Raw genomic sequence first — 26,616 nt, forward strand, 5'->3', positions numbered from 1 at the left:
CTGCGCGCTTTGCGGAGCAGGCGCTGGTTTTTTTTCCATCCATCAAAACCGCCATTGACACGTATGAAAAGACTGATAATCGTATCCAACCGATTACCCATACAACTGATCCGGGAAGAGTCCGGCGTCCGCATGCTCGAAAGCGCGGGCGGCCTGGCCACCGCGCTCAAAAGTTACCTGGAAGCGCAGGGACGCTCCACGTTTAGTCCAGAAGAGGTCGTTTGGGTCGGCAACGCCGATTTCCCGAAAGAGCTGTGGGAAGAGTACCGGACGAGCGGATCCGCAGGCGGAACATTCACCATCGAGCCGCTGTGGCTGGATAGTTCCGTCAACGAAGGTTTCTACAATGGTTTGTCCAATTCGACCATCTGGCCGCTGTTTCACTACTTCCCGTCTATCGCCGAATTCACCGAGTCCCACTGGCAGAGCTATCAGGAGGCGAACCGCCTTTTTGCCGAACAACTCGACAACCTCTATCAACCCGGAGACGTACTATGGATCCACGATTACCACCTGTTGCTGTTGCCCCGTCTGTTTCGTGAAAGATGTCCGGATGCGTCGATCGGGTTCTTTTTGCATATCCCATTTCCCTCTTTCGAACTGTACCGCATGCTCCCCAAACCGTGGCGGGAAGACCTGCTTCGGGGATTACTGGGCGCGGATCTCATCGGGTTTCATACCAACGATTATGTCCAGCATTTTGAGAAATCGGTGCAGCGACTTGTCGGGCTGGAAAGCAAACTCCGCACCATTCAGGTCGGAAACCGGCCGGTGCGGGTGGATTTGTTTCCGATTTCGATTGATTATGACCGGTTTCACAATGCCTATACCCTTCCGGAAGTCGTTGCGGAGCGCGGTAGAATCCGGGAGCAGCTGCAGGATATCCGGTTGATTTTTTCGGTGGACCGGCTGGACTATACGAAAGGGGTCCTCAACCGGCTTCAGGGGTACGAAACCTTCCTCGAAACGCACCCGGAATGGCGCGGCAAAATCACGTTCGTGCTGGTAGTAGTGCCGTCCCGCAGCGAAATTTCTTCCTACGGAGAACGGAAACAACTGATCGAAGAAAACGTAGGGCGAATCAACGGCCGCTTTGCCACGATGAGCTGGCAGCCGGTCCTGTACCAGTACCGGAGCCTGTCGTTCGAACAACTCTGCGCCTATTACACGGCTTGTGACATCGCCATGATTACGCCGCTCCGCGACGGCATGAACCTGGTTGCGAAGGAATTCGTCGCTACCCGCCAGGACGAGCACGGTGTGCTGATTCTGAGTGAAGTAGCCGGTGCGGCGGCCGAACTCGGGGAAGCGCTTCAGATCAATCCGACCGACCGGGAGGGCGTCGCCGCGGCCATTCAGCAAGCACTGACCATGCCCGAAAAAGCACAGGCCGAGCGTCTTCGCCAGATGCAGAAACGCATCCGCGATTATGATGTGGTACAGTGGGCCGACGATTTTCTCACCCAATTACTCAACGCCAAAAACCAGCAGCACCAATGGGAGGTACGCCTCCTGGGTACTGCCCGGAGAAAGGAACTGATGGATAGTTATCAAAACGCGCGCAAGCGCCTGCTTTTGCTTGATTACGACGGCACGCTCGTGCCTTTTGCCAAATTCCCGGAACTTGCCCGGCCCGGCGAGCGGGTCGTCGAGCTGCTGAATGAGCTCGCTGCCATGCCGCAAAACCAGGTCGTGATCATCAGCGGGCGGGATAAAAAGGCCCTGGAAGGCTGGTTCGGTAATCTTCCGATACAACTCGTGGCCGAGCACGGCGCCGCGATCCGGCTGCCAGATGGCACCTGGCAGGAAAACCCCGACGCATTTCATCCCGAATGGAGAGCCAATATTTTCCAGGCCATGAACCTCGCTGTTCAGCGCTGTCCGGGAGCTTTTATCGAGGAAAAAACGCATTCGCTGGCCTGGCACTACCGCAATGCGCCGCCGGATCTCGGCTTTGCCCGTTCCCGGGAATTAATCGAAACGCTGATGGCGACGGTCGGTAACCAGCTACAGGTGATCGACGGAAACCGGGTGGTGGAAGTACGCGTCGCCGGGGTGGACAAAGGGTCCGTTGCCAGCCGTCTCGCCTCCGCCGATCAATACGATTTCATTCTGGCTATCGGCGATGACCGCACGGATGAAGACATGTTCCGGGCGCTGACCGACCGGGCCGTTACCATCAAAGTCGGGCAGCAGAAGACGCTCGCCCGCTACAGCCTGCCGGATACGGCTGCCGTATTAAGTTTTTTGCAACGTTTCGCCGGAATTGACTCGTCTGTTGAGCTGATGCCGGCGAACCACCTGGCTTCCGCGTGAATAAACTGCTTTCCAACTGGGAATGGATGGAGGTAACGGGCGTATTGCTTGCCTCCCTGCTGACCGGCCTGTTGCTGGTCCGCTACCTCGTGCCCGTCGCCGCCCGCTGGGCGCGGGCGCGCAAGTGGCCCGTTTCGGCCCGGATGGAAGGCAGTATCGGGCGGATGGTGGTATTGTGGACGTTGATGGCAGGTATGTATGCCATTGTCCGGTTTTTGCCGCAGCTTCGGGAGATACACAAGCCGATCGGCCGTATTCTGCTGGTCCTGAGTATCTTCAGCGGTACCTGGATCATCGCCCGGCTGGCGATGGCCTGGGTATCTTCCAAAACCGGGGTAACGGCCTCGGGATCGCTGCGCTCGGCTTCGATCATCAGCAATATTACCGGCGTCGTGATTTTCGCGATCGGGCTGATGATCGTTTTTCAGACGCTGGGTATCTCGATTACCCCGGCGCTGACAGCCCTAGGGGTAACCGGTCTGGCGGTAGCACTGGCTTTGCAGGACACGTTGTCCAATCTGTTCGCCGGTATTCAGCTCATCGCCTCGCGAAAAATGCGCCCGGGCGATTTCATCCAGATCGAACCGGGGATGGAAGGGTATATTCAGGACATTACCTGGCGGAATACCACGATCCAGACCTTACCCAACCACCTGGTACTGGTGCCAAACGCCAAGCTTTCAGCGGCTACGGTACGGAACTTTACCCTGCCGGACAAGGAAATTGCCGTACTGGTGGATATCAGCGTGAGCCATTCTAATGACCTCGAAAAAGTAGAACGCGTGACGATCGAAGCCGCCCGCTACATCATGCAGCATACCCAGGGCGGCGTGCGGAATTTCGAACCGTTTATCCGGTTTCATACTGTGGCGAACTACGGCGTGACGTTCAGCGTCATCATGCGGGGACTGGAGTTTACCGACCAGTACCTCATCAAACATGAATTCATCAAGAAATTATGGGCCTACTACCAGGAAGCCGACATTGAAATTGCTTTTCCGATTCACGGCGTTTTTCTGCGCCCGCAGGAAAACGGGCAGGTTGCCGAAGCGCAGCCCAAAGCCTTCTCCGAATTGCACTGATACGGTTGCGCTCACCCCGCTTCCACGACCGGCAAAGACCGCCTTTTGCCGGTAAAGCCTCCCCGGAATCCTTTCCGGAGAGGCTTTTTGTTTTCTAGCAGAAATCGGACGGTTCGTCGCAAATACCCTTTTGAATTGCACTTTATCCGGCCGATACCTTGAAATTCTAATGAAAATTTAACTTCTTTACAGTGTTTTATTCCCGGATTTTATTACCGGATAGTCTTCAAACAGAACTTCAATGCGGTTTTATCTCTGTTTGTGGGTATTTTTTCTAAGCCTGGCCAAGGTGTCCGCTGCGACGCTTTGGGTGGAAAATAATTGTACTTTAGAAAGAAATACTTCGACTATTATGCCGGCGTACCAGACCTGCCTCAAGGTGCGGTATGTAGAGGGTCCGGGGATAGAACCTCATTGGGAAACCCAGTCCGGTGAAGATCAGGCCCCTCAGGATTCCGGCGTATCTTCTTATTCGGATGACGGGCTTCTCATCTCCGCTCCCTGCCGGCTTGCCGTATTGATTCTCCGGCCGGTATCCGAGAGTACTCCCTATGCTTTCCATTATCAGTCTGTAGACAGCCTCCTGGTGCCGCCGCCGCCCCGGGCAGGATAATACTGCCTTTTCTGCACCGGTCTGCCAGACAGACCTCCGGATGTTCGTCCGGAGAGGCCGGACTGCGTATTTACCATTCTGCCACAAACGGATGCCGGTTGTTTTACCGGACATCCCCCAACCGCTATGATTGACAAGATTATTGCTTTCAGTGTACGAAGCCCGTACACCGTCGGCCTGTTGGTACTGCTCATGGCCATCTGGGGCGGGTATTCGCTGAAAACCCTCCCAATTGATGCCGTGCCCGATGTAACCAATCAGCAGGTAGACGTCATCACCAATTCACCGAACTTATCCTCACTGGAAATCGAGCGCTATATCACGACGCCCATCGAAATGGCTATGGCCAATATTCCGGGGCTCACCGAGGCGCGCTCGTACTCGAAATTCGGTTCCTCTGTTGTCAAACTCATCTTCACCGATGATACAGACATCTACTGGGCCCGTCAGCAGGTTTTCGAACGCCTGACGCAGGTACAGGCCGAAATCCCGCAGGGAGCAGGTACTCCCATCCTCGGGCCGGTATCCACCGGTCTCGGCGAAATCTTCCAATACGTGATCCGTCCGAAAGATCTCAATAACAGTCCGTATACCCTGACCGAAATCCGGACGGTTCAGGACTGGGTCGTCCGTCGCCGGCTGCTCGGCCTGCCGGGCGTGGCCGACGTCAGCGGTTACGGCGGGTATGCCAAGGAGTATCAGGCCAAGATCAAAACCGATCAGATGCGGGCGCTTGGCGTAACGGTCGACGAACTCTACGAAGCCCTCAACAAAGGCAACTCCAATACCGGCGGCGCCTATATCGAAAAAGAAAACAAAGCTTTTACCATCCGCGGTATCGGGTTGGCGCAGTCGCTCGAAGACATCGCCAATGCCGTCATCAAGAAAAACGGCAGCGTACCTATCCTGATCAAGGACGTCGCGGATGTGGAATTTGGCCATGCCCTGCGTTTTGGCGCATTGTCGAACAACGGGGAAGGAGAGGTAGTCGGCGGCTCTATTCTCATGATGAAGGGAGCCAATGGTAATCAGGTCATTACAACGCTGAAAGAGCGTTTCGCGGAGATTCAGAAGGAGCTGCCGCCGGGCCTGGTCATCGAACCCTTCCTCGACCGCTCCAAGCTGGTGAATGCTGCCATCGCGACAGTCGCGAAAAACCTGGTGGAAGGCGCAATCATCGTCATGCTGGTGATCCTGTTATTTCTCGGAAACTGGCGGGCGAGCCTCCTGGCGGCGTCGGTGATTCCGCTGGCCATGCTTTTTGCCTTTATCTGGATGAAGCTGTTCGGCGTCGTCGGAAACGTGATGAGCCTCGGCGCGATTGACTTCGGGTTGCTGGTCGACCCGGCGATTATCGTTGTCGAGTCCGCCGTTCTTTACCTGGCGCTGGCGTTGGGTAAGTTTGCCGGAAAGAAAATGACTTATACCGACCGGCAGAACGTCATCATCAGCGCGGCGGCAGAGGTGAAGAAGTCGGTGGTTTTCGGGGGATTGATCATCCTGATCGTATACTTCCCGATCCTGACGCTCGAAGGCGTCGAGGGCAAGATGTTCTCGCCGATGGCCAAGACCGTCGGGTTCGCGATTATCGGCGCGCTGCTACTGGCCGTTACCTATGTGCCGATGATGTGCGCGGTAGTGTTGCGGCCGCCGAAGTCGGCGCATCACGACGGTTTCTCCGAAAAAATTGTCCAGTTCTTCCTCAAAGGCCTGCGCCCGGTTATCCGGCTCGGCCTGCGGTTCAAATGGGCCGTCATTGTCTTTGCCTTTGCAGTGCTGGCGGGGGGGGTGATCGGCTTCGGAAAGATCGGCGGCGAGTTTATGCCGAAGATTCAGGAAGGGGATATCGTCGTGGACATGGATCTTCCGGTCGGGACAACGCTCACCGAATCCATCCGCCAAAGCCAGATTTTCCAGAAGGGCCTGATGAGTGCTTTCCCGGATGAAATAGAAGGAGCCGTTTCTAAAATTGGTACGTCGGAAGTCAAGGTAGATCCGCTGCCCCTCGAATCGCAGGAACTCTACCTGGAGCTGAAAGACAAGAAGTTCTGGAAAAAAGCGCATAACCAGGAAGAGCTGGCTGTAAAAATCAACGAGTACATGGCGCAGTTCCCCGGACCGATCTACGCTATTTCCCAGCCCATTGAAAGCCGGGTAAACGACATGATCAGCGGGGCACGGACGGATGTTGTTGTTCAGCTGTATGGTACCGATCTGGATACCCTCGTCAGCCGGACCAAGCAGATTATCCAGATCGTCCGGAATGTACCCGGAGCGGTGGATGTCAAGGGAAGCAAGGTATTCGGGCTTCCCCACCTCAATATCAAGTATGACCGCCAGCGCATGGCGATCCACGGCATCAAGGTAGAGCAGGTCAATCGGGCCGTACAAATGGCTTTCGGAGGCGCTACAGCCGGCGTGGTATACGAGGGCGACCGCCGTTTTGACGTGACGCTCCGGCTGACGGGAGAGGACCGTACCCGCCCGGAAAACATCGAAAACCTGCTCATCAACGACCAGAATAACAATCCTATTCCGCTTCGGGAAATCGCCGATATCACCGAAACGATCGGGCCTTCGGAGATTGTCCACGAAAACCTCAAGCGGGTTGTCAACCTCGGGTTCAACGTCCGCGGGCGCGACCTGGAGTCGGTCGTGAACGATGTAATCAAGGAAGTCGACGCCAAGGTCAAACTTCCCAAGGGATACAGCGTAAACTATGGAGGGGAATTTGAAAACTTCTCCCGGGCGAAGTCCCGCCTGGCGATTGTCGTCCCGATTTCCCTTGTCATCATTTTCGGATTGCTTTACCTGACGTTCCGGAACTTCCGGGATAGTCTCCTGATCTATGCCGTTGTGCCGCTGTCGGCCGTTGGCGGCGTTTTCTCCCTGCTTTTCCGGGATATGAACTTTAGTATTTCCGCCGGCGTCGGGTTTATTGCCCTCTTTGGCGTGGCGGTACTGAACGGGATCCTGCTGGTCGGCCACTTCAACGAGTTGGGCCGCCAGGGGATCGACAACCCTGACCGGCGGGTTCTGATGGGAATCGAAGAACGATTCCGCCCGGTATTGATGACATCGTTTGTGGCAGCGCTTGGGTTTATGCCAATGGCGTTGTCGACAAGCGTAGGCGCAGAAGTACAAAAACCGCTCGCGACGGTCGTGATTGGCGGTCTTCTGACGGCGACGATTCTGACCTTGATAGTATTACCCATTCTGTATGCCCTGTTTGTAAAACGCCCGTCGAGAGGCGGACATCCCCGCGGACGGAAGGCGCAGGCTGTACCGGTCACGACTATCCTGGCTGTCCTGCTGCTGGCAGGCGCTGCTCACGGACAGGCGCCGGTTAAAAAGGAAGACGTCCGGGTATTGACGCTCGACAAAGCCCTCGATCTCGCCAGAAGAAACAACCCGCAGACCCGGTTGGCGGACCTGCGGATTGAAAAGCAGAAGGTCCTGCTTCCGGCGACGGTCAACATCGACGCGCCCCGTATCTACACACAGTCGCCGACAGGTGAAAACATGCGTCTCGGGTTCATGCAGAACATCCAGTTTCCGACGGTGTATTCGCATCAGAAGCAGGCCCAGCGCCAGCAGATCCGGCTGAATGAGTCGGAGAAACGGGTGACGATCAACGACTTGTCGTATCAGGTACGTTCGGTATACAATGAGATTCTGTATTACGACAAGGTAATCGCCAATTACGAACAGCAGGACAGCCTGCTGGCCAACTTCGTGAAGGTGACGGATGTCCGGCTGAATGTCGGGCAGATTTCCCGCATCGAACGGCTCAACGCCGAAGCGCAGTACCGCGAAAACCAGATCTACCTGCGCCAGTCGCGGGCCCGCCTCCGCGGCGCCCGGATTCAGCTATGGATTCTGACCGGCCTGGAGCCCGACAGTACCCGGGCAATAGACGGAGATTTTGAACGCATCAAGTACCAGGTACCGGTCTCCCCGCTGGATTCTTCGTTTGCCGGCAATCCCCGCATCGGATTCTACGAGGAAAACCGGAAGCTGAGCGAGAAGATGTTTGACGTCGAGAAAAGCCGCAAGCTGCCGGGTATCTCCCTCGGATACATGAACCAGGGCAACCGCGATACGCCCATACAGTTCCGCTGGGAATTCGGACTGACCGTACCGCTCTGGCAATGGCAGTACAAATCACGCCAGGCCGGCGCCCGCAAGGACATCGAAATCGCACAGCAGCAGATTGCGCTCAACCGGTATGAACTCCAGGGCCTGCACGACAAAGCGTTTTCAGACTACCGGGCGTACAGCGAATCCCTGGCCTACTACGAGACCTTTGGTCTGAACCAGGCCGACGAGATTATCAAAGCGGCGCAGGACAGCTACCGCCTGGGCAGCATCGGGTACTATAACTTCCTGCTCAACCTGCAGGAGGCATTCCGGATCCGGGCCGAACACCTCGACGCGCTCCGCAATGTCAACAACGCCATCATCACGATTCAATACCTCAAAGGAGAATAATCCATGAAAAAGACATTTTTGCCCGTTATCGCCGCGCTGGCGCTTATTGCGACCACGCTCAGCGGGTGTTCGGAAAGCGAGGCGACAGAAACCGCCGAAGAAAAGAAGGAAGTAACCACCAGCGCCGATTCCCTGCGGTTGTCGCTGCAGCAGCTTGAATCGGTGAATGTAAACCTTGTGAGTTTCGAAAACCGCCAGCTTCGTCCGGTAATCAACGCCAGCGGAAAAATCAAGCTGCTGCCCGACAGCCGTTCGGAAGTACACAGCGAGGTGGAGGGCCACGTCGATGCGATCTACGTACGCGAAGGCCAGTTTGTCACGAAAGGGCAACCCCTGCTCAAGCTGACCAGTATGGAGTTTCTGGAACTGCAAAACCAGTATATCTCCGCACGCAGCGAGGCCGACTTCCTCGAAATCGAATACAAGCGTCAGGAAGAACTCAAGAAAAGCAACGTGGGTGTACTGGCGGAATATCAATCCACCGAAGCGAAACTCAACGCCGCTCTGGGCCGGGTAAAAGCCCTGAAGGCCAAGCTGAGCCTGCTCAATTTCGACGCGAATCAGCTTAATAACGTCCGGAAGGCCGAGATATCTCCGGTGGTAATTGTCCGGGCGCCGATCAGCGGATCGATCCTGAAAGTATTCCAGAACCTCGGGAAACTGGCCAATCCGACCGACCCCCTCGTGGAAATCATCAGCACGGAGCAGCTTCAGGCGAATATCTATGTCTATGAAAAAGACGCGGAGCTGGTGCAGGTAGGGCAGAAGGTAGACATCAGTTTCCCGAACGAAGCCATTCCGATGGTACAGGGAACGGTAGCGAATGTCTCCCGCTCGCTTGATACCGAAAACGGAGCTATTACGCTGTATGTCAACTTCAAACGCCCGAAGACAAACGAAATTATCTTCTCGGAAATGAACGTGCGGGCGCGTATTGTCGGTGCGACGGAGAAAAACAGCCCGAATACATTACCGAAAACAGCTATACTAAACGATGGCGAAGCCAACTATATCTTCGGTACCTCAGAACCCAACGCAGCGAAGATTCCGCTCCGGAAGCTGAAGGTGGAAGTCGAAAACGAGGGAGAAGATTATGTCCAGGTGAAAGTCCTGGAGAAAGTACCGGCGGGTATCAAGGTCGCCAACAAGAATATCCTGGCGCTGGAAGCGGAACGGAAGAAGAGTGAGTAAGGGCAGGGGGCATGGGGCATGGGGTGGGATACTCGCCGACTGTAGCTGTCCCGTTGACTAAGTAGGTGCTTTTTGGCACGGAGCATGGGGCAGAGGGCATGGGGTGGGATACTCGCCGACTGTCGCTGTCCCGCAGACTAAATAGGTGCTTTTTTGCATGGAGCATGGGGCAGAGGGCATGGGGCGAATACGCTACCCTATGCCCTCTGCCCCATGCCCTTTGCTACTTATGTTGCTTCGCCTTCTTCGCTTCAGCTTTCATTTCTTTCTTCGATTCCTTGCCTGTTTTTTCGGCAGAAGCTTCGGTCTTCTTCATATCACCGGCCATCTCCGATTTTTTGGCGTGATGGTGGTGTTTGGCTTTGGGTTCCTGGGCAAAAACAGTCGTTGTCAGGGAAACCACAGCGATGAGCAGCAGGACTTTTTTCATGAGTGAAACGCGTTTGTTTTGGAGGTTCGTTTTGTTTGGGCAAAGCGCTGTCATACAGCCTGTTAGGTTGTGTTTTCAGCGTCTTTGGACACGAACAAACTTAGAGAGAATCTGTATCGGTGGAGAAAAAAGGGGGTTAAATCCCTGTTAAAAAGCAGGGGGCAGGGGGCAGAGGGCAGAGGGCGAGTAGACTACCCTATGCCCTCTGCCCCTTGCCCCCCGCTACTTCCCGTACGCCTTCACTTCCTGCAACGTACTCCTGTACTCGCCCAGTTTGCCGGCCTTGGCGTAGTACTCGCGTGCCTGTTTGGTTTGCCCGGCGCGGTCGGCGATACGGGCCAGGCCTGCATAAGCCATTGCATGGTAGTCCTGGGTATACTGCTCGTTGATTTTCTCTTTGATGACGCGCTGGTAGTGGGCAGCGGCGGCGGCATCGTTCTTCTTGCCTTTTTCGAGAATAAGGCCGAGGAAGGTCTCCCCGGCAGAGCGGAAAACATATCCTTTTTTCTGCGTCAGCTGCTGGGCGAGCGGCTCGGCTTCCTGGTAATGGCCGGCCAGCGTCAGTGCTTCCGCATGCCGGGTCAGGTACAAGAGGTTTTCGGGAAACTCCCGGTAGATAGGTTGGGAATAATGAAGCGCCCTGGCCGGACTGTTTTCATGTTTCAGGAAGACGTGTACCAGGTAGTAGGCGGCTTCTGTCCGGGAAAACAGGGATTTTTCAAAAGCGGTATCCATCTGTTTCAGGCCGAGGGTTTTATTTCCTCCCTGAAAAAAGAACATAAACGGCTTTACAATTCCGTGATCTTCCGGGTATTGCTCCCGGTAGTAGTTGTACAGACCGGTAGAGAAGAAAAACTCCGGGTTCTGGTCCATCAGCTTAAAGCCCTTGCGCATGTACGTATAGGTTCGCTTGGCTTCGCCGAGGGCTTTCATGAAATCGCCCCGGTCGGATTCGAGCATGGCCAGGTAGCTATGTGACGCGAGCAGAAAAAAGGTAGCTTCGGTGTCGTGCTTGTCGGCCGACCGCATTTTTTCCGCCTGCTGAAGCGATTGCCGCAGGTAGGCTTCGTATTTCCCGGCCATCGCCTGGTTTTCCACAAGAGGCAGGTACTGCCAATACAACTGAATCGCCTGAAGGAGCGGGTTGACGGGGTGATCCGGGTAGCGTGCCCGGATTTTCTGCTGAAAGGGTTCGGCTTCCCGGAATTCGAAGTTGTAGAGGTTTCGCAGCGCTTCCAGCACCAGGTGCTGGGTATCCTTGTCGTGAAGAATCTGGCTTTGAGCAGGGAAGAAACAGCCTCCCGTGAGCAGGAGACAGAGGAGTACTTTTCTGAATAGGTAGTTCATGGCTTGGGAAAAAAGGCTTCCGGACGGTGGGCTCCGCCGGAAACCGATAATAAGAATGATCCGGTAAAGGTATGAAGCATTTCGCCCAGACCCTTAGATTTGTCTTTCCGAAGCGGATGTTCCGTATTCGCAGCACCCGCTTTTTGTCTCATGATTCCCTATCAATCGTTCCTGCTGGATAACGGCCTCCGGGTATTTGTTCACGAAGATCCGACGACGCCCATGGCGGCGGTCAACGTGATCTACAACGTGGGCTCCCGGGATGAAAACCCGGAAAAGACAGGGTTTGCACACCTTTTCGAACATTTGATGTTTGGCGGATCGGCGCACATTCCCGACTATGACACGCCCCTGCAGCGTGTCGGCGGGGAAAACAATGCCTTTACATCCGCCGATATTACCAATTACTATATCACACTGCCGGCTACCAACCTCGAAACGGCTTTCTGGCTCGAGTCCGACCGGATGATGTCGCTTTCCTTTGATCCTGAGGTGCTGGAAGTGCAACGCAGCGTGGTCATCGAAGAGTTCAAACAACGGTACCTGAATCAGCCCTATGGCGATGTCTGGCTGAAGCTGCGTCCGCTCGCGTATACGACTCACCCGTATCAGTGGGCAACGATCGGCAAGGAAATCAGCCATATTGAAGAAGCTACGCTCGACGACGTTCGTGATTTTTTCTTCCGGTATTACCTGCCCAATAATGCAGTGCTGGTCGTTGCCGGCAATGTCACCACCGAACAGGTCAAGCAACTTTGCCGGAAATGGTTTGAACCGATCGCGCCTGGCGCCGCCTATAACCGCCATCTGCCAAAAGAACCCGTTCAGACCGAAGCCCGCTTCCTGAAAACCGGCGCCAAAGTACCCCTGCACGCCCTTTACAAAGCCTACCACATGGGCGGGCGGTATGAGCAGGCTTTTTACGAAGCCGACCTGATGGCGGATATTCTTGGCCGAGGCAAGTCCTCCCGCCTGTACCGGAAACTGGTGAAGGAAAATCCGGTCTTCAATTCCATCAACGCATACCCGACGGCCAGTCTGGAACCGGGATTGTTTGTCATCCAGGGTAACCTGAACCGGGGCGTGTCGCTCGAGGAAGGAGAAGCCGCCGTACAATCGGTAATCGATGAATTGCTGGCAACGGGCCCGCTCGAATCGGAAGTACAAAAAGTTAAAAACCAGGCGGAAGCTACCCTGGCCTTTGCCGAGGTAGAGCTGCTCAACCGGGCCATGAACCTGGCCTTCGCCGCCAATGGCGCCGACGCCGGCTGGGTCAACGGCGAAGCGGAACGGATTCAGTCCGTAACGGCCGACGGCATTGCTGCCGCTACCGCATCCATTCTCCGTCCCGCAAATTGTTCGACATTACATTACGAGGCTCAGGCATAGGGCCGACAATCATACCCATCTCATGTCATTACAAACCCTTATTCATCAGGAACTGACAGAAGCTCAGGAGGTATTGGACCGGTTCCTGAAAGAGGAAACCAACCTTCAACGCATCGAAGACGCCGCCAGACTGCTGGCGTCGGCTATTCAGAACGGAAAAAAAATCATCTCCTGTGGCAACGGCGGCTCGCATTGCGACGCCATGCATTTCGCCGAGGAGCTTACCGGACGCTACCGGGACGACCGCCGGTCGCTTCCCGCCATCGCCGTATCAGATCCGAGCCATATTTCCTGTGTATCAAACGATTACGGGTATGAGTTTGTCTTCAGCCGCTTTGTCGAAGGGCTGGGGCAGGAGGGAGATGTACTGGTGGGTATCAGTACCTCGGGCAATTCCGCCAATATCATCCGCGCGGTGGAAGCCGCCCGGAAGAAAGGCATGCACGTCATTACCCTTACCGGTAAGGATGGCGGAAAAATGGCCGGTACTGCCGACGTGGAACTGCGTGTTCCGCATTTTGGCTATGCCGATCGTATTCAGGAGATTCACATCAAAATCATTCATATCCTGATCATGCTGATTGAGAAACTGGTCGTCGACTGACGCAGGGAAACGCCCGTCAACGGACGTCTTTTCTCCGGAGACCCTATCAGCAGATTTCCTCTAACACCTATGCAAGAAGAAAAGAAGTACCGCTCGCAGGACTGGTTCGGTAAAGGCGGCAAAGACGGCTTCATCTACCGGTCGTTCATGAAAAACCAGGGTGTTCCGCACGATGAGTTTACCGGAAAGCCGGTTATCGGTATCTGCAATACCTGGTCGGAGCTGACGCCGTGCAATGGTCACTTTCGCGAACTGGCCGAGCACATCAAGCGGGGTATCTGGGAGGCCGGCGGCTTTCCGGTAGAGTTTCCGGTGATGTCTCTCGGGGAAACCCTCATCAAGCCTACTGCCATGCTGTACCGCAACCTGGTGAGCATGGATGTGGAAGAATCGATCCGCGCCAATCCGGTTGACGGTGTCGTACTGATGTGCGGCTGCGACAAAACTACGCCCTCGCTCGTCATGGGAGCGGCCAGTGTGGACCTGCCGACGATCGTACTTTCCGGAGGACCGATGCTGGCCGGGCATTTCAAAGGCCGCAAAATCGGTACATCGGATGTCTGGCGCTTTGCTGAAGCCTATAAAGTAGGGGAGCTGACGCAGGAGGAATTCATCGCCGCCGAAGCCTGCATGGCCCGCAGTGCCGGTCACTGTGCGGTAATGGGTACGGCTTCAACGATGGCGTCGATGGTGGAGTCCCTCGGACTGACCCTGCCGAATAATGCGTCTATTCCGGCTGCCGACTCGCGTCGGCGGGCCCTGGCGCACCTCACCGGTCGCCGCATTGTGCAAATGGTGAAGGATGACCTGAAAATGTCGCAAATCCTCACGCGGAAAGCGTTTGAAAACGCGATCATGGTCAATGCCGCCATCGGCGGGTCGACGAACTTCGTCATTCACCTCAAGGCGATTGCCGGCCGGGTAGGCGTAGAGCTCGATCTTGAAGACTTTGACAAGCTTTCGGAAGAAATCCCCTTTATCGCGAACGTACAGCCTTCCGGCGAGCATTTCTTCGAAGACCTGTACTACGCGGGCGGCATCCCGGCTGTCATGAAGGAACTCGAAGGTTTCCTGCACCTGGACGCAGTTACCGCTACCGGCGCGCCGCTGGGCGACAATATCGCCGATGCCGGCGCCCATAACCGGGAGATTATCGCGACGGTCGATAATCCGTTCAAGCCGAATACCGGGCTGGCGGTGCTGAAAGGTAACCTGGCGTCAAACGGGGCCGTACTGAAGCCCTCCGCGGCCAGTCCGCACCTGATGACACATACCGGTCGGGCCGTGGTGTTCGAAGACATTGACGACTACAAAGCCCGCGTCGACGATCCCGATCTGGATATCGATGAAACGTGCATTATGGTACTGAAGAACGTCGGCCCCCGTGGCTATCCGGGTATGCCGGAAGTCGGGAATATGACGCTTCCCAAGAAAATCATTGAAAAGGGCGTGCATGATATGATCCGTATTTCGGACGGGCGGATGAGCGGTACCGGGTTTGGTACCGTGGTACTCCACGTCTCACCGGAGGCGGCTGTTGGCGGAAATCTGGCTTTGGTACAGAACGGAGACCTCATTACGCTCGATGTGCCGAACCGCTCCCTCCACCTGCATGTATCTGACGAAGAACTCGAAACCCGCCGGAAGGAATGGCAACCATTGAACCTCGGATATGACCGCGGATATGTCAACCTCTATCTCCGGCACGTTCAGCAGTCGCATGAAGGCGCAGACCTTGACTTTCTCGTCGGAAACTCCGGTACCTGGAAACTGAGGGATTCACACTGATTCCTTCACAGGAAAAATTTAGCCTTCTGTGTATTCTGTGCTTTCTGTGAGCAATTTTTTAGTTTCTCACAGAAAGCACAGAATACACAGAAGGTTTTTTATTTCTTCTTTGCGCGCTTCACCGGTTCAAACAAGGTATCGCCGAAAATGGTATCCGAGGCAGTTACCCCCGGTTCGGGACCGGGTCTTTTCCGCGGCAGGAACAGCAGGCTGCCACCTACTGCGATCAACAGTACCGCAAGCAGGCCGACAATACCCAGACGAAAGATCTTTCCGGTGGCATCCATAGGAACAAACTGGTACAGGGTTTTCATCCAACCCGAAAAGGCCATACCATGGATACGTCCACACCTCCATCCGCGGGTACTGCTGCGGCACGTCCCCTTTACCGCCGGATAGGCGCTATACTCTCCATTCTCCTTTTGATACCGGTACTTGCCTGGATAGTGGGGATGTTTTTCCTCAAACCGCTGCTGGGCGACCGGCTCATCCGCGTCGCGGAAAAAGAAGCCGGCTACCGCCTCGAAATAGGTTCCATGCGCTATAATCTCCTGACGGGGGCGGGTATGCTGTCGGGCCTGAAAATCCAGGCGGACTCAGCTACGCGCGGAGCGTTTGTCGTGGGTACTATTGCACAAATCGATATTCGTTCCATTCATCTTCTGGCATGGTGGAAGACTAATCAAATTCGCATAGATGAAATCCTGGTTATCCGTCCCGACTTCGCGTACCGTCCGGCACGTGTGTCAACTTCCGAAAGCAGCGAGGGTGTAGAATGGTCTGTCGGGTCGGTCCAATGCCGGGAGGGGCATTTCAGGGTACTCGATTCTACCGGAACTGCTGTTGCTGCCATCGGCCGGATTACGTTTCAGGTCGACTCCCTGCAGCACCAGGCACGGGCCGACGGGCTTCCCGGCCGACTGGTTTCGCTTCAGGCTGATTCACTATGGACGGGCGACGAGTGGTCGGATTACCGCCTCGCTTCTCTTTCATTTGAAAACAGCCGGCTGGAGATGAATACCGCTTCGATACAACCCCGGAACAAACGGTTCGAACATGTACGGAAATCCGGCGGGAATACCTACACGGCAGCCTCTGCCGCGCATATACAGGCTGAGGGAGTGCAATTGAGTGATACCGCCGTGCGGTTGCAGACGTTGCGTGTGGACGAGGGCGATGTTGCCGTATTCGAAGTCCGCAACCGTTCTTCGAAGGCATCCGGCCCACGGAATCCCTTTCCTATGCAGCAATTCATAAAACTACCGCTTTTCGTTTCCTGTGATACGATTTCGGTGGCCGGTATTAACGTCCGGTACGATGAGTTCAATCCCGATACGCGGAAGACCGGCGGCGTCAGCTTCAGGGGTATCCGCGGAACGATTTCGGGGCTTTCAAACGACTCCGCCGTCTTAAAAACCCGACCCTGGTGCCTGGCTCATTTCGATACCCGTTTCATGGGGCAATATCCGCTCCGCGTTGATTTCCGATTTCGGCAGGGATCTGCGAAGGGCTACTATGAATGCCGGGCGGATTTGGGGCCGGTAGATCTTCCGTCGATGAATCCTGTATTTAAGCCGCTGGCGAAGGTTTCGATTGAATCCGGGCGGGTAAATCACCTGCGGTTTCAGTTTTCGGGAGACGAACGCACGTCTTCCGGGACGGCTTCGTTTTTGTATCAGGATCTTTCTGTTAAAATCCTGAAGCACGACGAAGGAAAGGGCTTTCGCATCCGGGACCTGTTATCGTTCACGGCCAACCGGTTGCTTGTCTACAAACACAACCCGATGCCCCGGAAGGAAGTACGGACCGGAGCGATCCGTTATACCCGTATTCCGGGTGAAAGTTTCTGGGGAATACTCTGGCGAAGCATTCGTTCAGGCCTCTGGAGCTCAGTGAAAAGAACCTAGGAACTAAAAATATCGTTTATTTAACAGGAGATAATCGGGACAGTCGGGACTGTCCCGGGCGCGGAGTGCCAACGCCCGGAAGGGGCGAAATAAAAACCTCCGGCGAACTCTTAAAAACCTATTAATTTTGTATTTTTGTAAACTGGGGATAGGCTGCCTGGGACGTTTTGCCGCTATATTTGGTTGGCTTGGCGTTACGGAATTGTTAAGGCGCCGGCCCTGACCCTTAGCTTTTATACGCATCTCAAATGACTGTAAGCGTCCTGATTGCCGGTATTCTGGCTTATTTACTGGGTTCCATTCCTACCTCAGTTTGGTATGGACAGGCTTTCTTCGGTATTGATGTCCGGAATCACGGTAGCGGCAACGCGGGAGCCACGAATACCTTCCGGGTATTAGGCAAGCGTGCCGGAACAATTGTGTTGCTGATTGATGTGCTTAAAGGCTGGATTGCAGCCAACCTGGCCCTGATTTTATTTTACCTCGGGGAGATTTCGATGGATGAACGCGTGCCGATGAAGCTCGCTTTCGGTATCATCGCGGTGATTGGTCACCTGTTCCCTGTTTTTGCCAATTTCAAAGGCGGAAAAGGGGTAGCTACCCTGCTCGGGATGGTACTCAGTATCCACCCGGAAGCAGCCGGAGCCTGTATAGCTGTTTTTGTATTGGTGATGATTTCATCCCGATACGTGTCGCTGAGTTCTATCCTAGCGACGTTGTCTTTCCCGCTGATGATGGTCTTCGGACTCTTCGGTCCGGAAAGTAACCTGCTGATTATCTTTGGATTTGTCTTATTCGCATTGATCGTTTATACGCACCACAAGAACATTGGCCGCCTGCTGCGCGGCGAAGAAAGCCGGGTGCCGATCGGTCGTCGCCGGAGCCGGTAATACCGGACTGGTTTATCAGAGCAAGGGCTGTCTCACAACGTGACGACAGCCCTTGTTTGTTTGGTCTGTTTCCCACAGAAAACAAAGGCTTCACAGAAGACCTTATCATTTCGGTCTTTTTGTCTGTGTATGCTGTGAAGTCTGTGAGAAAAATAAAGTCCCTGAAGTGCAGACCCGTCTGGTCGGGAGATAAATTTTATTTCTCACAGAAAACACAGACTTCTCAGAAAGGTACCTTATCGTTTCGGTTTTTTTGTCTGTGTATTCTGTGAAGTCTGTGAGAAAAATAAAGTTCCTGAAGTGCAGACCCGTCTGGTCGGGAGATAAATTTTATTTCTCACAGAAAACACAGACTTCACAGAAAGGTACCTTATCGTTTCAGTCTTTTTTGTCTGTGTATTCTGTGAAGTCTGTGAGAAAAATAAAGTCCCTGACGTGCAGACCCGTCTGGTCGGGAGATAAATTTTATTTCTCACAGAAAACACAGACTTCACAGAAGGTACCTTATCGTTTCAGTCTTTTTTGTCTGTGTATTCTGTGAAGTCTGTGAGAAAAAACAGAATCCTGTCATATAAGACCCGTTCTGTTAAGTCTGTGAGAAAACCCAACCTACCTCCTTTTTCATGTTCCATGCGCTCGCACCGCACGGGTTTTCCTATTTTTGCACGTCTGAATTCATTCTCTATGCAAGACTATCTCCAGGCCCACAAAGGCCGCTTCCTCGACGAACTACTTGAACTCCTGCGGATTCCGTCCGTCAGCGCTGATTCCAACTACAAAGGCGACGTCCGGAAGGCCGCCGAATACGTCCGCGAAAGCCTTGCAAAAGCCGGCGCCGACGTGGCAGAACTCCACGAGACCAACGGGCACCCGATCGTCTTCGGTGAGAAAATCATCGATCCGGCACTGCCGACTGTCCTTGTATACGGCCACTACGACGTACAACCCGCTGATCCCCTTGAACTCTGGACTTCGCCTCCGTTCGAGCCGGTTATTAAAGACGAGAAGATCTACGCCCGTGGCTCGGCCGATGACAAAGGCCAGTTCTTCATGCACGTCAAAGCTTTCGAAGCCATGATGGCAACGGGCTCGCTTCCCTGTAACGTCAAATTCATGATCGAAGGAGAAGAGGAAGTGGGTTCCAACAACCTCGGTACCTTCGTCGCCAGCAACCGCGAAAAACTCAAAGCAGACGTCATCCTGATTTCGGATACGGCCATGATTGCGAACGACGTGCCGTCTATCGATACCGGTCTGCGCGGACTGAGCTACGTGGAAGTCGAAGTAACGGGTCCGAACCGCGACCTCCACTCAGGCGTATACGGCGGAGCTGTTGCCAATCCGATCAATACGCTGGCGAAAATGATTGCCAGCCTGCACGACGAGAAAGGCCATATCACGATTCCGCATTTTTATGACGACGTGGTGGAACTGACCGCAGACGAACGCGCACTGCTGGAGTCGGCGCCGTTCAGCCTCGACGAATACAAAACCGACCTGGATATCGACGATGTGCAGGGAGAAGAAGGGTATAGCACCCGGGAGCGGGCGAGTATCCGGCCGACGCTCGATTGCAACGGCATCTGGGGCGGGTATACCGGCGAAGGCGCCAAGACGGTTCTCCCGTCCAAAGCCTTTGCGAAAATCTCCATGCGCCTGGTGCCGAATCAGGACTGGAACAAAATCACCGATCTATTTGCCGAGCATTTCCGCCGCATCGCTCCGAAATCCGTCAAAGTGAAGGTAACCCCGCACCACGGCGGTCAGCCCTACCTGACCCCGCTGGAATCGGCTGCTTACCGCGCGGCTGAAGCGGCGCTGGCGGAGAGCTTCGGCAAGAAGCCCGTCCCGACGCGCGGCGGTGGCAGTATCCCCATCGTAGCACTTTTCGAGAAGGAGCTCGGGCTTAAAACCGTACTCATGGGTTTCGGACTTGATTCCGACGCCATTCACTCACCCAACGAACATTACGGCCTGTTCAATTTCTATAAGGGAATTGAAACGATTCCGTTGTTCTTCAAACATTTTGCGGAACTCTCCCGCTGACAACTTCCCGGTCTGCCCGCCCGGCAGACCGGGATTTTTTTGCTTCTATGCGTCTTCTGTATCTCCTGACCGCATTCCTGGTCGCTTCTTCTTCCTACGCCCAGAATAAAGCTGAATTTCTTCCCAAAGGACATCTATTCGAACCGATCGTACTTGATCCGCTGGAGGCAAAAACCAGTGGTTCCATTGTGCGCCGTTCGCAGGAGGGCGTGAGCCAGGATGGCGTATTCGCGCCTTTTTCCATTGGTTTTCAGAAAGGTTTTGTGCGCTGGTCCCGCGATGAGCAGCACGCTTCCGAGCTGGCGCTTGACGTTGTCGCGAATACCCAGTTCGAAATGTTTCATGATAGCAAGGAAAACCGCTTCCGGCGGTACCTGTTTAATGTCGACTACCGTGTCGGACTGCTTTACAATCTGAAGCGGGGCGCGAATAGCTGGCGTTTCCGGATTTATCACTTGTCGTCGCACCTTGGCGACGACTACCTCATCCGGCAGAATCTTAATTATTTCATTCCCAATGCCGTCAACTACGAGCAGGTCGACGCCTTGTACAGCCATCAGGGCCGTGCCGTTCGCCTGTATGGAGGGGTGGGACTAGGGCTGCGTCCGTCGTCCGAGCGGAAACGGCTTTACGTGCAGACCGGGTTTGTCTGGAAGCAACCCAACCGGCAGAAAGCCCGCTGGTGGGGTGGAGTGGACGCCCGTATGATCGAGGAAACAGAGTTTCACCCGGGCGTCTCGGCAGCGTTCGGAATTGAGCTGGGCGAAACGGACCGGAATCCGATCAGCCTGGCGCTACAGTTTTTTCACGGGCCGCTGCCATACAGCGTCTTCGAACGAAAAATCAATACCTGGGCAGGAATAGGATTCTACCTGAATCCGTTCTGAGGTTATTTCAGGAACTGTATCTCGGCCTTTCGGTCGGGTTGGCGGTCGGTCTCCGGAGAATCGGAAGGGACGACCGCTTTTTCTTTTCCTTCGGCAGACAGGCGTATGACGGAATCCGGGATGCCCTTTTCCAGCAAAAATGCCCGGATCGCTTCCGCTCTCCGCATGGAAAGGGTTTTGTTGGAACCGGCCTCGCCGACTGCATCCGCAAATCCGACTACCTGTATGATCCGCGGCGCTTCCTGCTGCGCGTGAGCGGCGAGCCGCCGGAGCTGATCCAGCGCAGTCGGCACTAGTTCGGCCGAATTGAAAGGGAAGTAGATAGTGCCTGTACGAGAGACGGCCAGGCCGGTAGTTGCCGGTACCTCGATAGGCTTTTCTTTGAACAGCATCGTCTCGGTAGCGACGACGAGGTCGGCGTCGCGGCCTTCTTCCGCCCGTACGAAACAAAGCCAGCCTTCTGTCGGGTGAAACGCCGGATACGCTTCAAACCCGGGAGTATTGATACCGGCAAGCGGCTCCGGATCTCCCCATTCAGACCAGTCGTCCGATAGCCGCCGGGCACGGTACAGGTCTGCATTTCCTCCGCGGTCACTCGCAAAATACAGGTACGGCTCCCGCCAGAAAGGGGCGAAGTCGTTTCCGTCCGAATTCAGGCCAAGTGGTATTGGCTCCGCACGGGAAGTTGTTTTCGGGACGAGAAAGAGATCGTCGTCCTCCCGGCCGGCTGCCGGCATGGCAACGAGCAGGAGGGAGTTAGAAACGACATGGAAACCGATATGCCCGGAAGCGGTGGAGAGCCCGGGAAGGTCGATGGCTTCCGGTTTTTGCCACTGCCCGTTGCGGTAGCGGGACAGGGAAAGACCGGGGCGGGATCGCCGGCCGGTCGACTGATTGGCCAGGTAGAGTCCCTCCGCTGTCAGCGCCACAACGGCGTCGTCAAACCGGGTATTGAGGGGCAGGGGCAGGGCTTCGCTCCAGCGGCCGTCGTGCCCGCGAACTGAAAACCACGCATCCTGAAGGCCTTTGTTCTGCGGATGTCCGTCGCGAACGAAAAAGAGGGTATCTCCCTTCGGCGAAAATACCGGCGCGAGCTCCTGCGCGGAGGAATTGGGTAGCTGGGCATACGTCGTCCCCCAAAAAAAGAGACACCACAGGCCGGGAAAAATACCCGGCATGCGGTGTCTCTTGAAGGGATTCCGGCGCCGCATGGCTTACTTCGGAAACTTCATTTTGTAGTCTACCCGGATTTCCCCTTTGGTGATGTTCGACATCTTCTTTTTGAGAAGCGTCCGCTTCAGCGGGGGCAGGTGGTCGGTAAAGAGAATGCCTTCGAGGTGGTCATACTCGTGCTGAATGATCCGCGCGGCAATGCCTTCGTAGTCTTCGATGTGCTCGTTCCAGTCGAGATCGAAGTAACGGATTTTGAGGCGTTCGGGCCGAAGCACATCCGCCCGGATGCCCGGAATGGAGAGGCAGCCTTCTTCGTAGGCCCATTCTTCCCCTTCTTCTTCGAGGATTTCGGGGTTGACGAATGCTTTCTTGAAATTGACGAGGCTCGGGTCGAAATCTTCGCTGTCTTCCTCTTCTCCGTCGATAATAGGCGTTCCGTCCACGACAAACAGGCGGAGGCTGTAACCGACCTGCGGCGCGGCCAGTCCTACACCCGACGCCTTGTACATGGTCTCGAACATGTTATCGGCCAGCTCGCGCAGGTTCACAGGCGTATCTTTCGGAATATCTTCGGTAACCTTTCTCAGCACAGGATCACCAAATGCGACGATGGGTAAAATCATAAACTCCGGATCTTTCCGCCCGGCGTTTCAGGCGGTATGTGATGAATGAAAAGACAAAATACGTGAAACCCTCCGGCTTTTCCGAGTCCGGCGGCGGCGAATATATCCGACCATTAATTCCGCCACTCCGCTTGTTAATCCTCCGGGTTTCTTCCATTTTAAGGAATCAAATTCGTTCAGCCGTTCCGGTCAGCGGAAGAAATTCCGGTTTCGGGAGGCAGGCGGCAGGCTCGCGTTCGCATGACATTTGATACCTGGAATATTGCTTTCGTGGGGATGGTTACCTCGATGTTGCTTTTCAACATCATGCAGTGGTATTCCCACCGGGAGCGGGTTTACGGGTACTACACGCTGTTCATGTTGTTGTGGCTGGGGTATTTTGTATTGCGTCAGGAGGGAGAAGCATGGCTGCGGGAGGGTACGTATCATTTTGTACGGGTGGCCGTTCCGATGATGGCGTACTTCGTTTACTATGATTTTTCAGCGGTCTTTACGCGGTTGCGGGATGAGAAACTGCTGAAGCTTTTTTCCCGGGTACAGGCGCTGCTGACGGTGTATGTGCTGGTCGAAATGGGCCTTTGTTTTTTTTCGGAAGGATGGCGGTTACCGGTACACGAGTACCTGCATATCGCGATGCGGACGATCCTGATTCTGGCCTCCGGCTATATTATCTGGCGGATGGCCCAGGCGCCTGACCGGGTCATCCGGTATTTTGTCGCCGGTTCGCTGCTGCTGGTATTATTCGGGGCGATTGCCATGGTTACCACCATCACAGGTATCCGGCCGAGTACGCCCCTTCGGCCCTGGGAAGCGCCGCTGTTTTACATGCAGATCGGGATTATCCTGGAGTTGCTGTGTTTCTCGCTCGGATTGGCCTATCGCCACCGCCGAGCCAGTATCGAAAAGGCAGTCGTATTTGAGCAACTGGCCAGGGAACGGGAGCAACTGGAGCGGGAGCGGCTGGAAACCAAACTTGCCGCCCAGCAGACGCACAAGCTTCTGAGCGACCTCCGGATGAAGGCCCTGCGGGCACAGATGAATCCGCACTTTCTGTTTAATTCGCTCAATGCGATTCAGGAGTGTATTCTGACCGAGCAGACCGATGCCGCAGCGAGCTACCTGGCGAAATTCTCCAAACTGGTACGGCTGATTCTGGAGAGTTCCGACAAGCAGATGATACCGCTGTCGTCCGAAATCGAAAGCCTCCGGCTATACCTGGATGTTGAGTCGCTGCGGTTTACGCAGGCTTTTTTTTACGAAATACTGGTACATACCCATATTGACGCTTCCCTGATCAATATTCCGCCGATGCTTGTCCAACCCTATGCGGAAAATGCCATCTGGCACGGCCTGCTGCACAAGGAGGGAGACCGGAAGCTGACGATTTCTTTTTTTTCGGACGATGAATTTCTGTACATCGAGATCCAGGATAATGGTATCGGACGGGCGAAAGCCGGTCAGGAACAAAATCCCCTGAAAAAAGAATACGAGTCCCGCGGGATGAAACTGACCGACGAGCGATTGCAGGCACTGAGCGAACGGGAGGGCGTCAATGCGTTCGCTGAAGTCGAAGACCTCGCAGATCCCGCAGGCCGGCCCGCCGGAACCCGGGTGATGGTTACCCTGCCCATCTGATCCACGCATTTATTAATCTGTTATTCAACATGCTGACCACGCTCATTATTGACGACGAAATACGGGGTAGAAACCTGCTGAGAGAACTGGTAAACCGCTACTGCCCGGAAATTGAATTGCTGGGCATGGCTTCCTCCGCGCTGGAAGGCATCGAAATGATCCGGAAATACAAGCCGAATTTTATCTTTCTCGACATCAAAATGCCTGGAATGACCGGCTTTGAGATGATCGAGGCGCTGGACGACATTGACTTTGATATCGTCTTCGTGACCGCCTACAATGAGTTTGCGGTGAAGGCGTACAAGTACTCGGCTTTCGATTACCTGCTCAAGCCGGTCGACCCCGACGAGCTCAAGGCTACCATGCACCGCCTGCAATCCAAACGCCAGAGCCAGACCCTGAGCGCCCGCCTGAACCTGCTGATGAAGACGCTGGAGGAACCGAAAAAACTTCCTTCCAAAATCACGATCTCGGCAGCCGACGGAATCACGATTCTGAACATCGAGGAGATCATTTACCTGGAAGCGGACGGACCGTATACCACATTTTTCCTGCAGGACGGAACCAAGATTATTTCGTCACACAACCTGAAAGAATACGAGGAGCTGCTGACGGACCATGGTTTCTTCCGGAGCCACCATTCCTTCCTGCTCAACATGAACCACATCAAGAAATACATCAAGTCGGACGGATATGTGCTGATGAGCAACGGACGGCACGCGGAGGTCAGCAAGCGCAAAAAAGACGAGTTCATGACACGTCTGGGGCAGATCTGACCCATTTGATCGCGTCGATTGCTCTTTTACTAATCCGTTGAGTCCGGTTATGGAACGGCCGGTATTTTGCAGCGTATTTTCGTGTATTTGCGGAGGTTCACTTTCCCCTGCTATGATGAACCTTCTCCTTTCTTTTCTGCTGCTGCTGCCGTCCGGGCAACCGGAATGCTCCTGTTCGACCTTCGAAGGAGGATCCCGTATAACGGTTACGCTGACAGGCGGCGCGAATGCCGGCACTTACACGGTGTCGACACCGAAAACGACCTGTTCAAAAGGACTGACGGGACCTGCTTCTTTCGGAAACCAGTATTCCGAGAAAGGCAAGAGCGATGCTGAATTTTCCAGCCTGCAGCTGATCGTAGACGATGCATCCGCGGCCGGCACCGGAACCGACAAGTTTTACGTAAAAGTGGCTTTTGGCAAAGTTTTGGTTGGACGCAAGTATGAAATTAACGGATCCTCGAATCCGATGGCCGGCGCCAAAACCGGGAAAGGGACCCTATCCCTGAAAGAAGGAGGCGGAAAGAAAACGGTAACGCTGGAGGGAGAAACAGCCGACGGCGTCAAAATACGGGTAACGCTTGAATGCTTCAAGACCCTGGTCAATCGCAACGGAACATATGTGGAAGAATAGCAACCGGCAACCGTTCACGAACTGCCTCCGCATCGCGGCGTCCCGACAGAAATAAACCGCTAAATTGGCAGCCGTGCCGGTGAAAACAGACGGGTCTTGTTACGTTCAATCATCCTTTTCAAACCTATGAAACTTACATCACACCTTATTCTCTTCGGATCGATGGTCATGGCCGTCACTTCCTGTAATTTTGTGAGCAAAGCGAAGGAAACGGCGGAGAACGCACAGAATGTTGCACAGGCTGCCGAGAACATTGCCAAGTCCGGAGAGACGATCAGCAAGCGCGTGGAAGCGCGCCGCGCCAAAGGAGATACCCTGGCAATGCCCTACAAGGAGCTGGCCAATTTCATGCCTTCGGGCGTTTCGGGATACGAGCCGGCACACGATCCGGCCGGGCAAACGATGAACATGCAGGGCTTTTCCTATTCTTCCTACGAGCAGGAATACAAGAAAGGGGAAGAGTCGACCGTTAAAATTCAACTGATCGATTACAACGCGGCTGCCGCGCTGCTTTCCATGTCAACGATGGCCCTGGCCACCGGCATTGAAATGGAAAACGAAAGTCAGATTACCAAAAGCTGGAATCCGGGCGTGGACGATGTCAAGGGATACGAAGAATACGGAAAGCAGTCGAAAGACGCGAAAGTGATCCTGAGCGTTGCCGACCGCTTTTTCGTACAGGTATCGGCAACGAATCAGCCCAATACTGATTTCGTGAAGGAAGTCGCCAAGTCTATCAAATTATCAGACCTGGCCAATCATTAAACCGGCCGGTCTGACAGATACCCGCCCCC

General features: G+C 54.7%; 21 protein-coding genes. 16 read left to right on the forward strand and 5 right to left on the reverse strand.

The window, feature by feature from the left end; translation table 11 throughout:
- The first annotated feature begins 63 nt into the window (after positions 1 to 63).
- From BLR09_RS21175 to BLR09_RS21195, 5 genes are all read left to right on the forward strand, one after another.
- A complete protein-coding gene (locus BLR09_RS21175) occupies positions 64 to 2,316 on the forward strand; it encodes a bifunctional alpha,alpha-trehalose-phosphate synthase (UDP-forming)/trehalose-phosphatase (protein WP_093207664.1) in 2,253 nt (750 codons plus the stop codon).
- Positions 2,313 to 3,398 carry a mechanosensitive ion channel family protein gene (locus BLR09_RS21180; RefSeq protein WP_093207666.1) on the forward strand — a complete coding sequence of 362 codons (1,086 nt, stop codon included), beginning with the start codon at positions 2,313 to 2,315 and terminating at the stop codon, positions 3,396 to 3,398. Before BLR09_RS21175 ends, BLR09_RS21180 begins: the two co-directional genes overlap by 4 nt.
- 352 nt (positions 3,399 to 3,750) lie before the next feature.
- Complete coding sequence (locus BLR09_RS21185) at positions 3,751 to 4,011, forward strand: hypothetical protein (protein ID WP_093207667.1); 261 nt, start codon at positions 3,751 to 3,753, stop codon at positions 4,009 to 4,011.
- Positions 4,012 to 4,137: 126 nt separating this feature from the next.
- Positions 4,138 to 8,502: a CusA/CzcA family heavy metal efflux RND transporter gene (locus tag BLR09_RS21190; RefSeq protein WP_093207669.1), complete on the forward strand. Its 4,365-nt coding sequence runs from the start codon at positions 4,138 to 4,140 to the stop codon at positions 8,500 to 8,502.
- Positions 8,503 to 8,505: 3 nt separating this feature from the next.
- Complete coding sequence (locus BLR09_RS21195; RefSeq protein WP_093207670.1) at positions 8,506 to 9,693, forward strand: efflux RND transporter periplasmic adaptor subunit; 1,188 nt, start codon at positions 8,506 to 8,508, stop codon at positions 9,691 to 9,693.
- A gap of 223 nt (positions 9,694 to 9,916) precedes the next feature.
- Here BLR09_RS21195 and BLR09_RS21200 read toward each other — a convergent pair whose 3' ends face one another.
- Both BLR09_RS21200 and BLR09_RS21205 read right to left on the reverse strand, forming a co-directional pair.
- Positions 9,917 to 10,123, reverse strand: a complete 207-nt coding sequence (locus BLR09_RS21200) for a hypothetical protein (RefSeq protein ID WP_093207672.1) — start codon at positions 10,121 to 10,123, stop codon at positions 9,917 to 9,919.
- Between the two features lie 222 nt (positions 10,124 to 10,345).
- Positions 10,346 to 11,470: a tetratricopeptide repeat protein gene (locus tag BLR09_RS21205; protein WP_093207674.1), complete on the reverse strand. Its 1,125-nt coding sequence runs from the start codon at positions 11,468 to 11,470 to the stop codon at positions 10,346 to 10,348.
- 150 nt (positions 11,471 to 11,620) lie between these two features.
- Here BLR09_RS21205 and BLR09_RS21210 point away from each other — a divergent pair, with 150 nt between their 5' ends.
- From BLR09_RS21210 to BLR09_RS21220, 3 genes are all read left to right on the forward strand, one after another.
- Entirely contained in the window at positions 11,621 to 12,859 is a 1,239-nt protein-coding gene (locus tag BLR09_RS21210) for a M16 family metallopeptidase (RefSeq protein ID WP_093207675.1), read from the forward strand.
- Positions 12,860 to 12,881: 22 nt separating this feature from the next.
- The gene (lpcA, locus tag BLR09_RS21215; RefSeq protein WP_093207677.1) at positions 12,882 to 13,463 is read left to right on the forward strand and encodes a D-sedoheptulose 7-phosphate isomerase; all 582 of its coding nucleotides are present in this window, start codon (positions 12,882 to 12,884) and stop codon (positions 13,461 to 13,463) included.
- Positions 13,464 to 13,532: 69 nt separating this feature from the next.
- Positions 13,533 to 15,251 carry an IlvD/Edd family dehydratase gene (locus tag BLR09_RS21220; protein ID WP_093207678.1) on the forward strand — a complete coding sequence of 573 codons (1,719 nt, stop codon included), beginning with the start codon at positions 13,533 to 13,535 and terminating at the stop codon, positions 15,249 to 15,251.
- 98 nt (positions 15,252 to 15,349) lie between these two features.
- On the opposite strand, the gene BLR09_RS21225 is transcribed toward BLR09_RS21220, so the two are convergent.
- A complete protein-coding gene (locus BLR09_RS21225) occupies positions 15,350 to 15,565 on the reverse strand; it encodes a hypothetical protein (protein WP_093207680.1) in 216 nt (71 codons plus the stop codon).
- Positions 15,566 to 15,586: 21 nt separating this feature from the next.
- Between BLR09_RS21225 and BLR09_RS21230 the strand changes: the two genes are divergently transcribed.
- The 4 genes from BLR09_RS21230 to BLR09_RS21245 all read left to right on the forward strand — a co-directional run bounded on the left by BLR09_RS21230 (position 15,587) and on the right by BLR09_RS21245 (position 20,981).
- Positions 15,587 to 17,158: an AsmA family protein gene (locus BLR09_RS21230; RefSeq protein WP_143011177.1), complete on the forward strand. Its 1,572-nt coding sequence runs from the start codon at positions 15,587 to 15,589 to the stop codon at positions 17,156 to 17,158.
- 248 nt (positions 17,159 to 17,406) lie between these two features.
- Positions 17,407 to 18,048, forward strand: coding sequence for a glycerol-3-phosphate 1-O-acyltransferase PlsY (gene plsY, locus BLR09_RS21235; protein ID WP_093207683.1), 642 nt, complete (start codon positions 17,407 to 17,409; stop codon positions 18,046 to 18,048).
- Positions 18,049 to 18,732: 684 nt separating this feature from the next.
- Positions 18,733 to 20,094: a dipeptidase gene (locus BLR09_RS21240; RefSeq protein WP_093207857.1), complete on the forward strand. Its 1,362-nt coding sequence runs from the start codon at positions 18,733 to 18,735 to the stop codon at positions 20,092 to 20,094.
- Between the two features lie 47 nt (positions 20,095 to 20,141).
- Positions 20,142 to 20,981 (forward strand): DUF1207 domain-containing protein, encoded by an 840-nt coding sequence (locus BLR09_RS21245; RefSeq protein ID WP_093207684.1) that lies wholly within the window; start codon positions 20,142 to 20,144, stop codon positions 20,979 to 20,981.
- Between the two features lie 2 nt (positions 20,982 to 20,983).
- Here the strand turns inward: BLR09_RS21245 and BLR09_RS21250 are convergent, their stop codons facing one another.
- A complete protein-coding gene (locus tag BLR09_RS21250; RefSeq protein ID WP_176785633.1) occupies positions 20,984 to 22,159 on the reverse strand; it encodes an OmpA family protein in 1,176 nt (391 codons plus the stop codon).
- Positions 22,160 to 22,195: 36 nt separating this feature from the next.
- Positions 22,196 to 22,777, reverse strand: coding sequence for a peptide deformylase (def, locus tag BLR09_RS21255; RefSeq protein ID WP_093207687.1), 582 nt, complete (start codon positions 22,775 to 22,777; stop codon positions 22,196 to 22,198).
- A 240-nt stretch (positions 22,778 to 23,017) separates the two neighbouring features.
- Between def and BLR09_RS21260 the strand changes: the two genes are divergently transcribed.
- From BLR09_RS21260 to BLR09_RS21275, 4 genes are all read left to right on the forward strand, one after another.
- Positions 23,018 to 24,412, forward strand: a complete 1,395-nt coding sequence (locus BLR09_RS21260) for a sensor histidine kinase (RefSeq protein ID WP_093207689.1) — start codon at positions 23,018 to 23,020, stop codon at positions 24,410 to 24,412.
- Between the two features lie 29 nt (positions 24,413 to 24,441).
- Positions 24,442 to 25,188, forward strand: a complete 747-nt coding sequence (locus BLR09_RS21265) for a LytR/AlgR family response regulator transcription factor (RefSeq protein WP_093207690.1) — start codon at positions 24,442 to 24,444, stop codon at positions 25,186 to 25,188.
- 112 nt (positions 25,189 to 25,300) lie between these two features.
- Positions 25,301 to 25,822 carry a hypothetical protein gene (locus BLR09_RS21270; RefSeq protein WP_093207691.1) on the forward strand — a complete coding sequence of 174 codons (522 nt, stop codon included), beginning with the start codon at positions 25,301 to 25,303 and terminating at the stop codon, positions 25,820 to 25,822.
- A gap of 126 nt (positions 25,823 to 25,948) precedes the next feature.
- Complete coding sequence (locus BLR09_RS21275; RefSeq protein WP_093207693.1) at positions 25,949 to 26,587, forward strand: hypothetical protein; 639 nt, start codon at positions 25,949 to 25,951, stop codon at positions 26,585 to 26,587.
- The last annotated feature ends 29 nt before the right edge of the window (positions 26,588 to 26,616 follow it).

The sequence above is a fragment of the Siphonobacter aquaeclarae genome (assembly GCF_900103285.1).
In the GTDB taxonomy this organism is placed as follows: Bacteria; Bacteroidota; Bacteroidia; order Cytophagales; family Spirosomataceae; genus Siphonobacter; species Siphonobacter aquaeclarae.

Bases quoted from the DNA above. Each gene is read 5' to 3' on its own strand.
- BLR09_RS21175 (WP_093207664.1), top strand. From the start codon at position 64: ATGAAAAGACTGATAATCGTATCCAACCGATTACCCATACAACTGATC.
- BLR09_RS21185 (WP_093207667.1), top strand. From the start codon at position 3,751: ATGCCGGCGTACCAGACCTGCCTCAAGGTGCGGTATGTAGAGGGTCCG.
- BLR09_RS21190 (WP_093207669.1), top strand. From the start codon at position 4,138: ATGATTGACAAGATTATTGCTTTCAGTGTACGAAGCCCGTACACCGTC.
- BLR09_RS21195 (WP_093207670.1), top strand. From the start codon at position 8,506: ATGAAAAAGACATTTTTGCCCGTTATCGCCGCGCTGGCGCTTATTGCG.
- BLR09_RS21200 (WP_093207672.1), bottom strand. From the start codon at position 10,123: ATGAAAAAAGTCCTGCTGCTCATCGCTGTGGTTTCCCTGACAACGACT.
- BLR09_RS21205 (WP_093207674.1), bottom strand. From the start codon at position 11,470: ATGAACTACCTATTCAGAAAAGTACTCCTCTGTCTCCTGCTCACGGGA.
- BLR09_RS21210 (WP_093207675.1), top strand. From the start codon at position 11,621: ATGATTCCCTATCAATCGTTCCTGCTGGATAACGGCCTCCGGGTATTT.
- lpcA (WP_093207677.1), top strand. From the start codon at position 12,882: ATGTCATTACAAACCCTTATTCATCAGGAACTGACAGAAGCTCAGGAG.
- BLR09_RS21220 (WP_093207678.1), top strand. From the start codon at position 13,533: ATGCAAGAAGAAAAGAAGTACCGCTCGCAGGACTGGTTCGGTAAAGGC.
- BLR09_RS21225 (WP_093207680.1), bottom strand. From the start codon at position 15,565: ATGAAAACCCTGTACCAGTTTGTTCCTATGGATGCCACCGGAAAGATC.
- BLR09_RS21230 (WP_143011177.1), top strand. From the start codon at position 15,587: ATGGATACGTCCACACCTCCATCCGCGGGTACTGCTGCGGCACGTCCC.
- plsY (WP_093207683.1), top strand. From the start codon at position 17,407: ATGACTGTAAGCGTCCTGATTGCCGGTATTCTGGCTTATTTACTGGGT.
- BLR09_RS21240 (WP_093207857.1), top strand. From the start codon at position 18,733: ATGCAAGACTATCTCCAGGCCCACAAAGGCCGCTTCCTCGACGAACTA.
- BLR09_RS21245 (WP_093207684.1), top strand. From the start codon at position 20,142: ATGCGTCTTCTGTATCTCCTGACCGCATTCCTGGTCGCTTCTTCTTCC.
- BLR09_RS21250 (WP_176785633.1), bottom strand. From the start codon at position 22,159: ATGCCGGGTATTTTTCCCGGCCTGTGGTGTCTCTTTTTTTGGGGGACG.
- def (WP_093207687.1), bottom strand. From the start codon at position 22,777: ATGATTTTACCCATCGTCGCATTTGGTGATCCTGTGCTGAGAAAGGTT.
- BLR09_RS21260 (WP_093207689.1), top strand. From the start codon at position 23,018: ATGACATTTGATACCTGGAATATTGCTTTCGTGGGGATGGTTACCTCG.
- BLR09_RS21265 (WP_093207690.1), top strand. From the start codon at position 24,442: ATGCTGACCACGCTCATTATTGACGACGAAATACGGGGTAGAAACCTG.
- BLR09_RS21270 (WP_093207691.1), top strand. From the start codon at position 25,301: ATGATGAACCTTCTCCTTTCTTTTCTGCTGCTGCTGCCGTCCGGGCAA.
- BLR09_RS21275 (WP_093207693.1), top strand. From the start codon at position 25,949: ATGAAACTTACATCACACCTTATTCTCTTCGGATCGATGGTCATGGCC.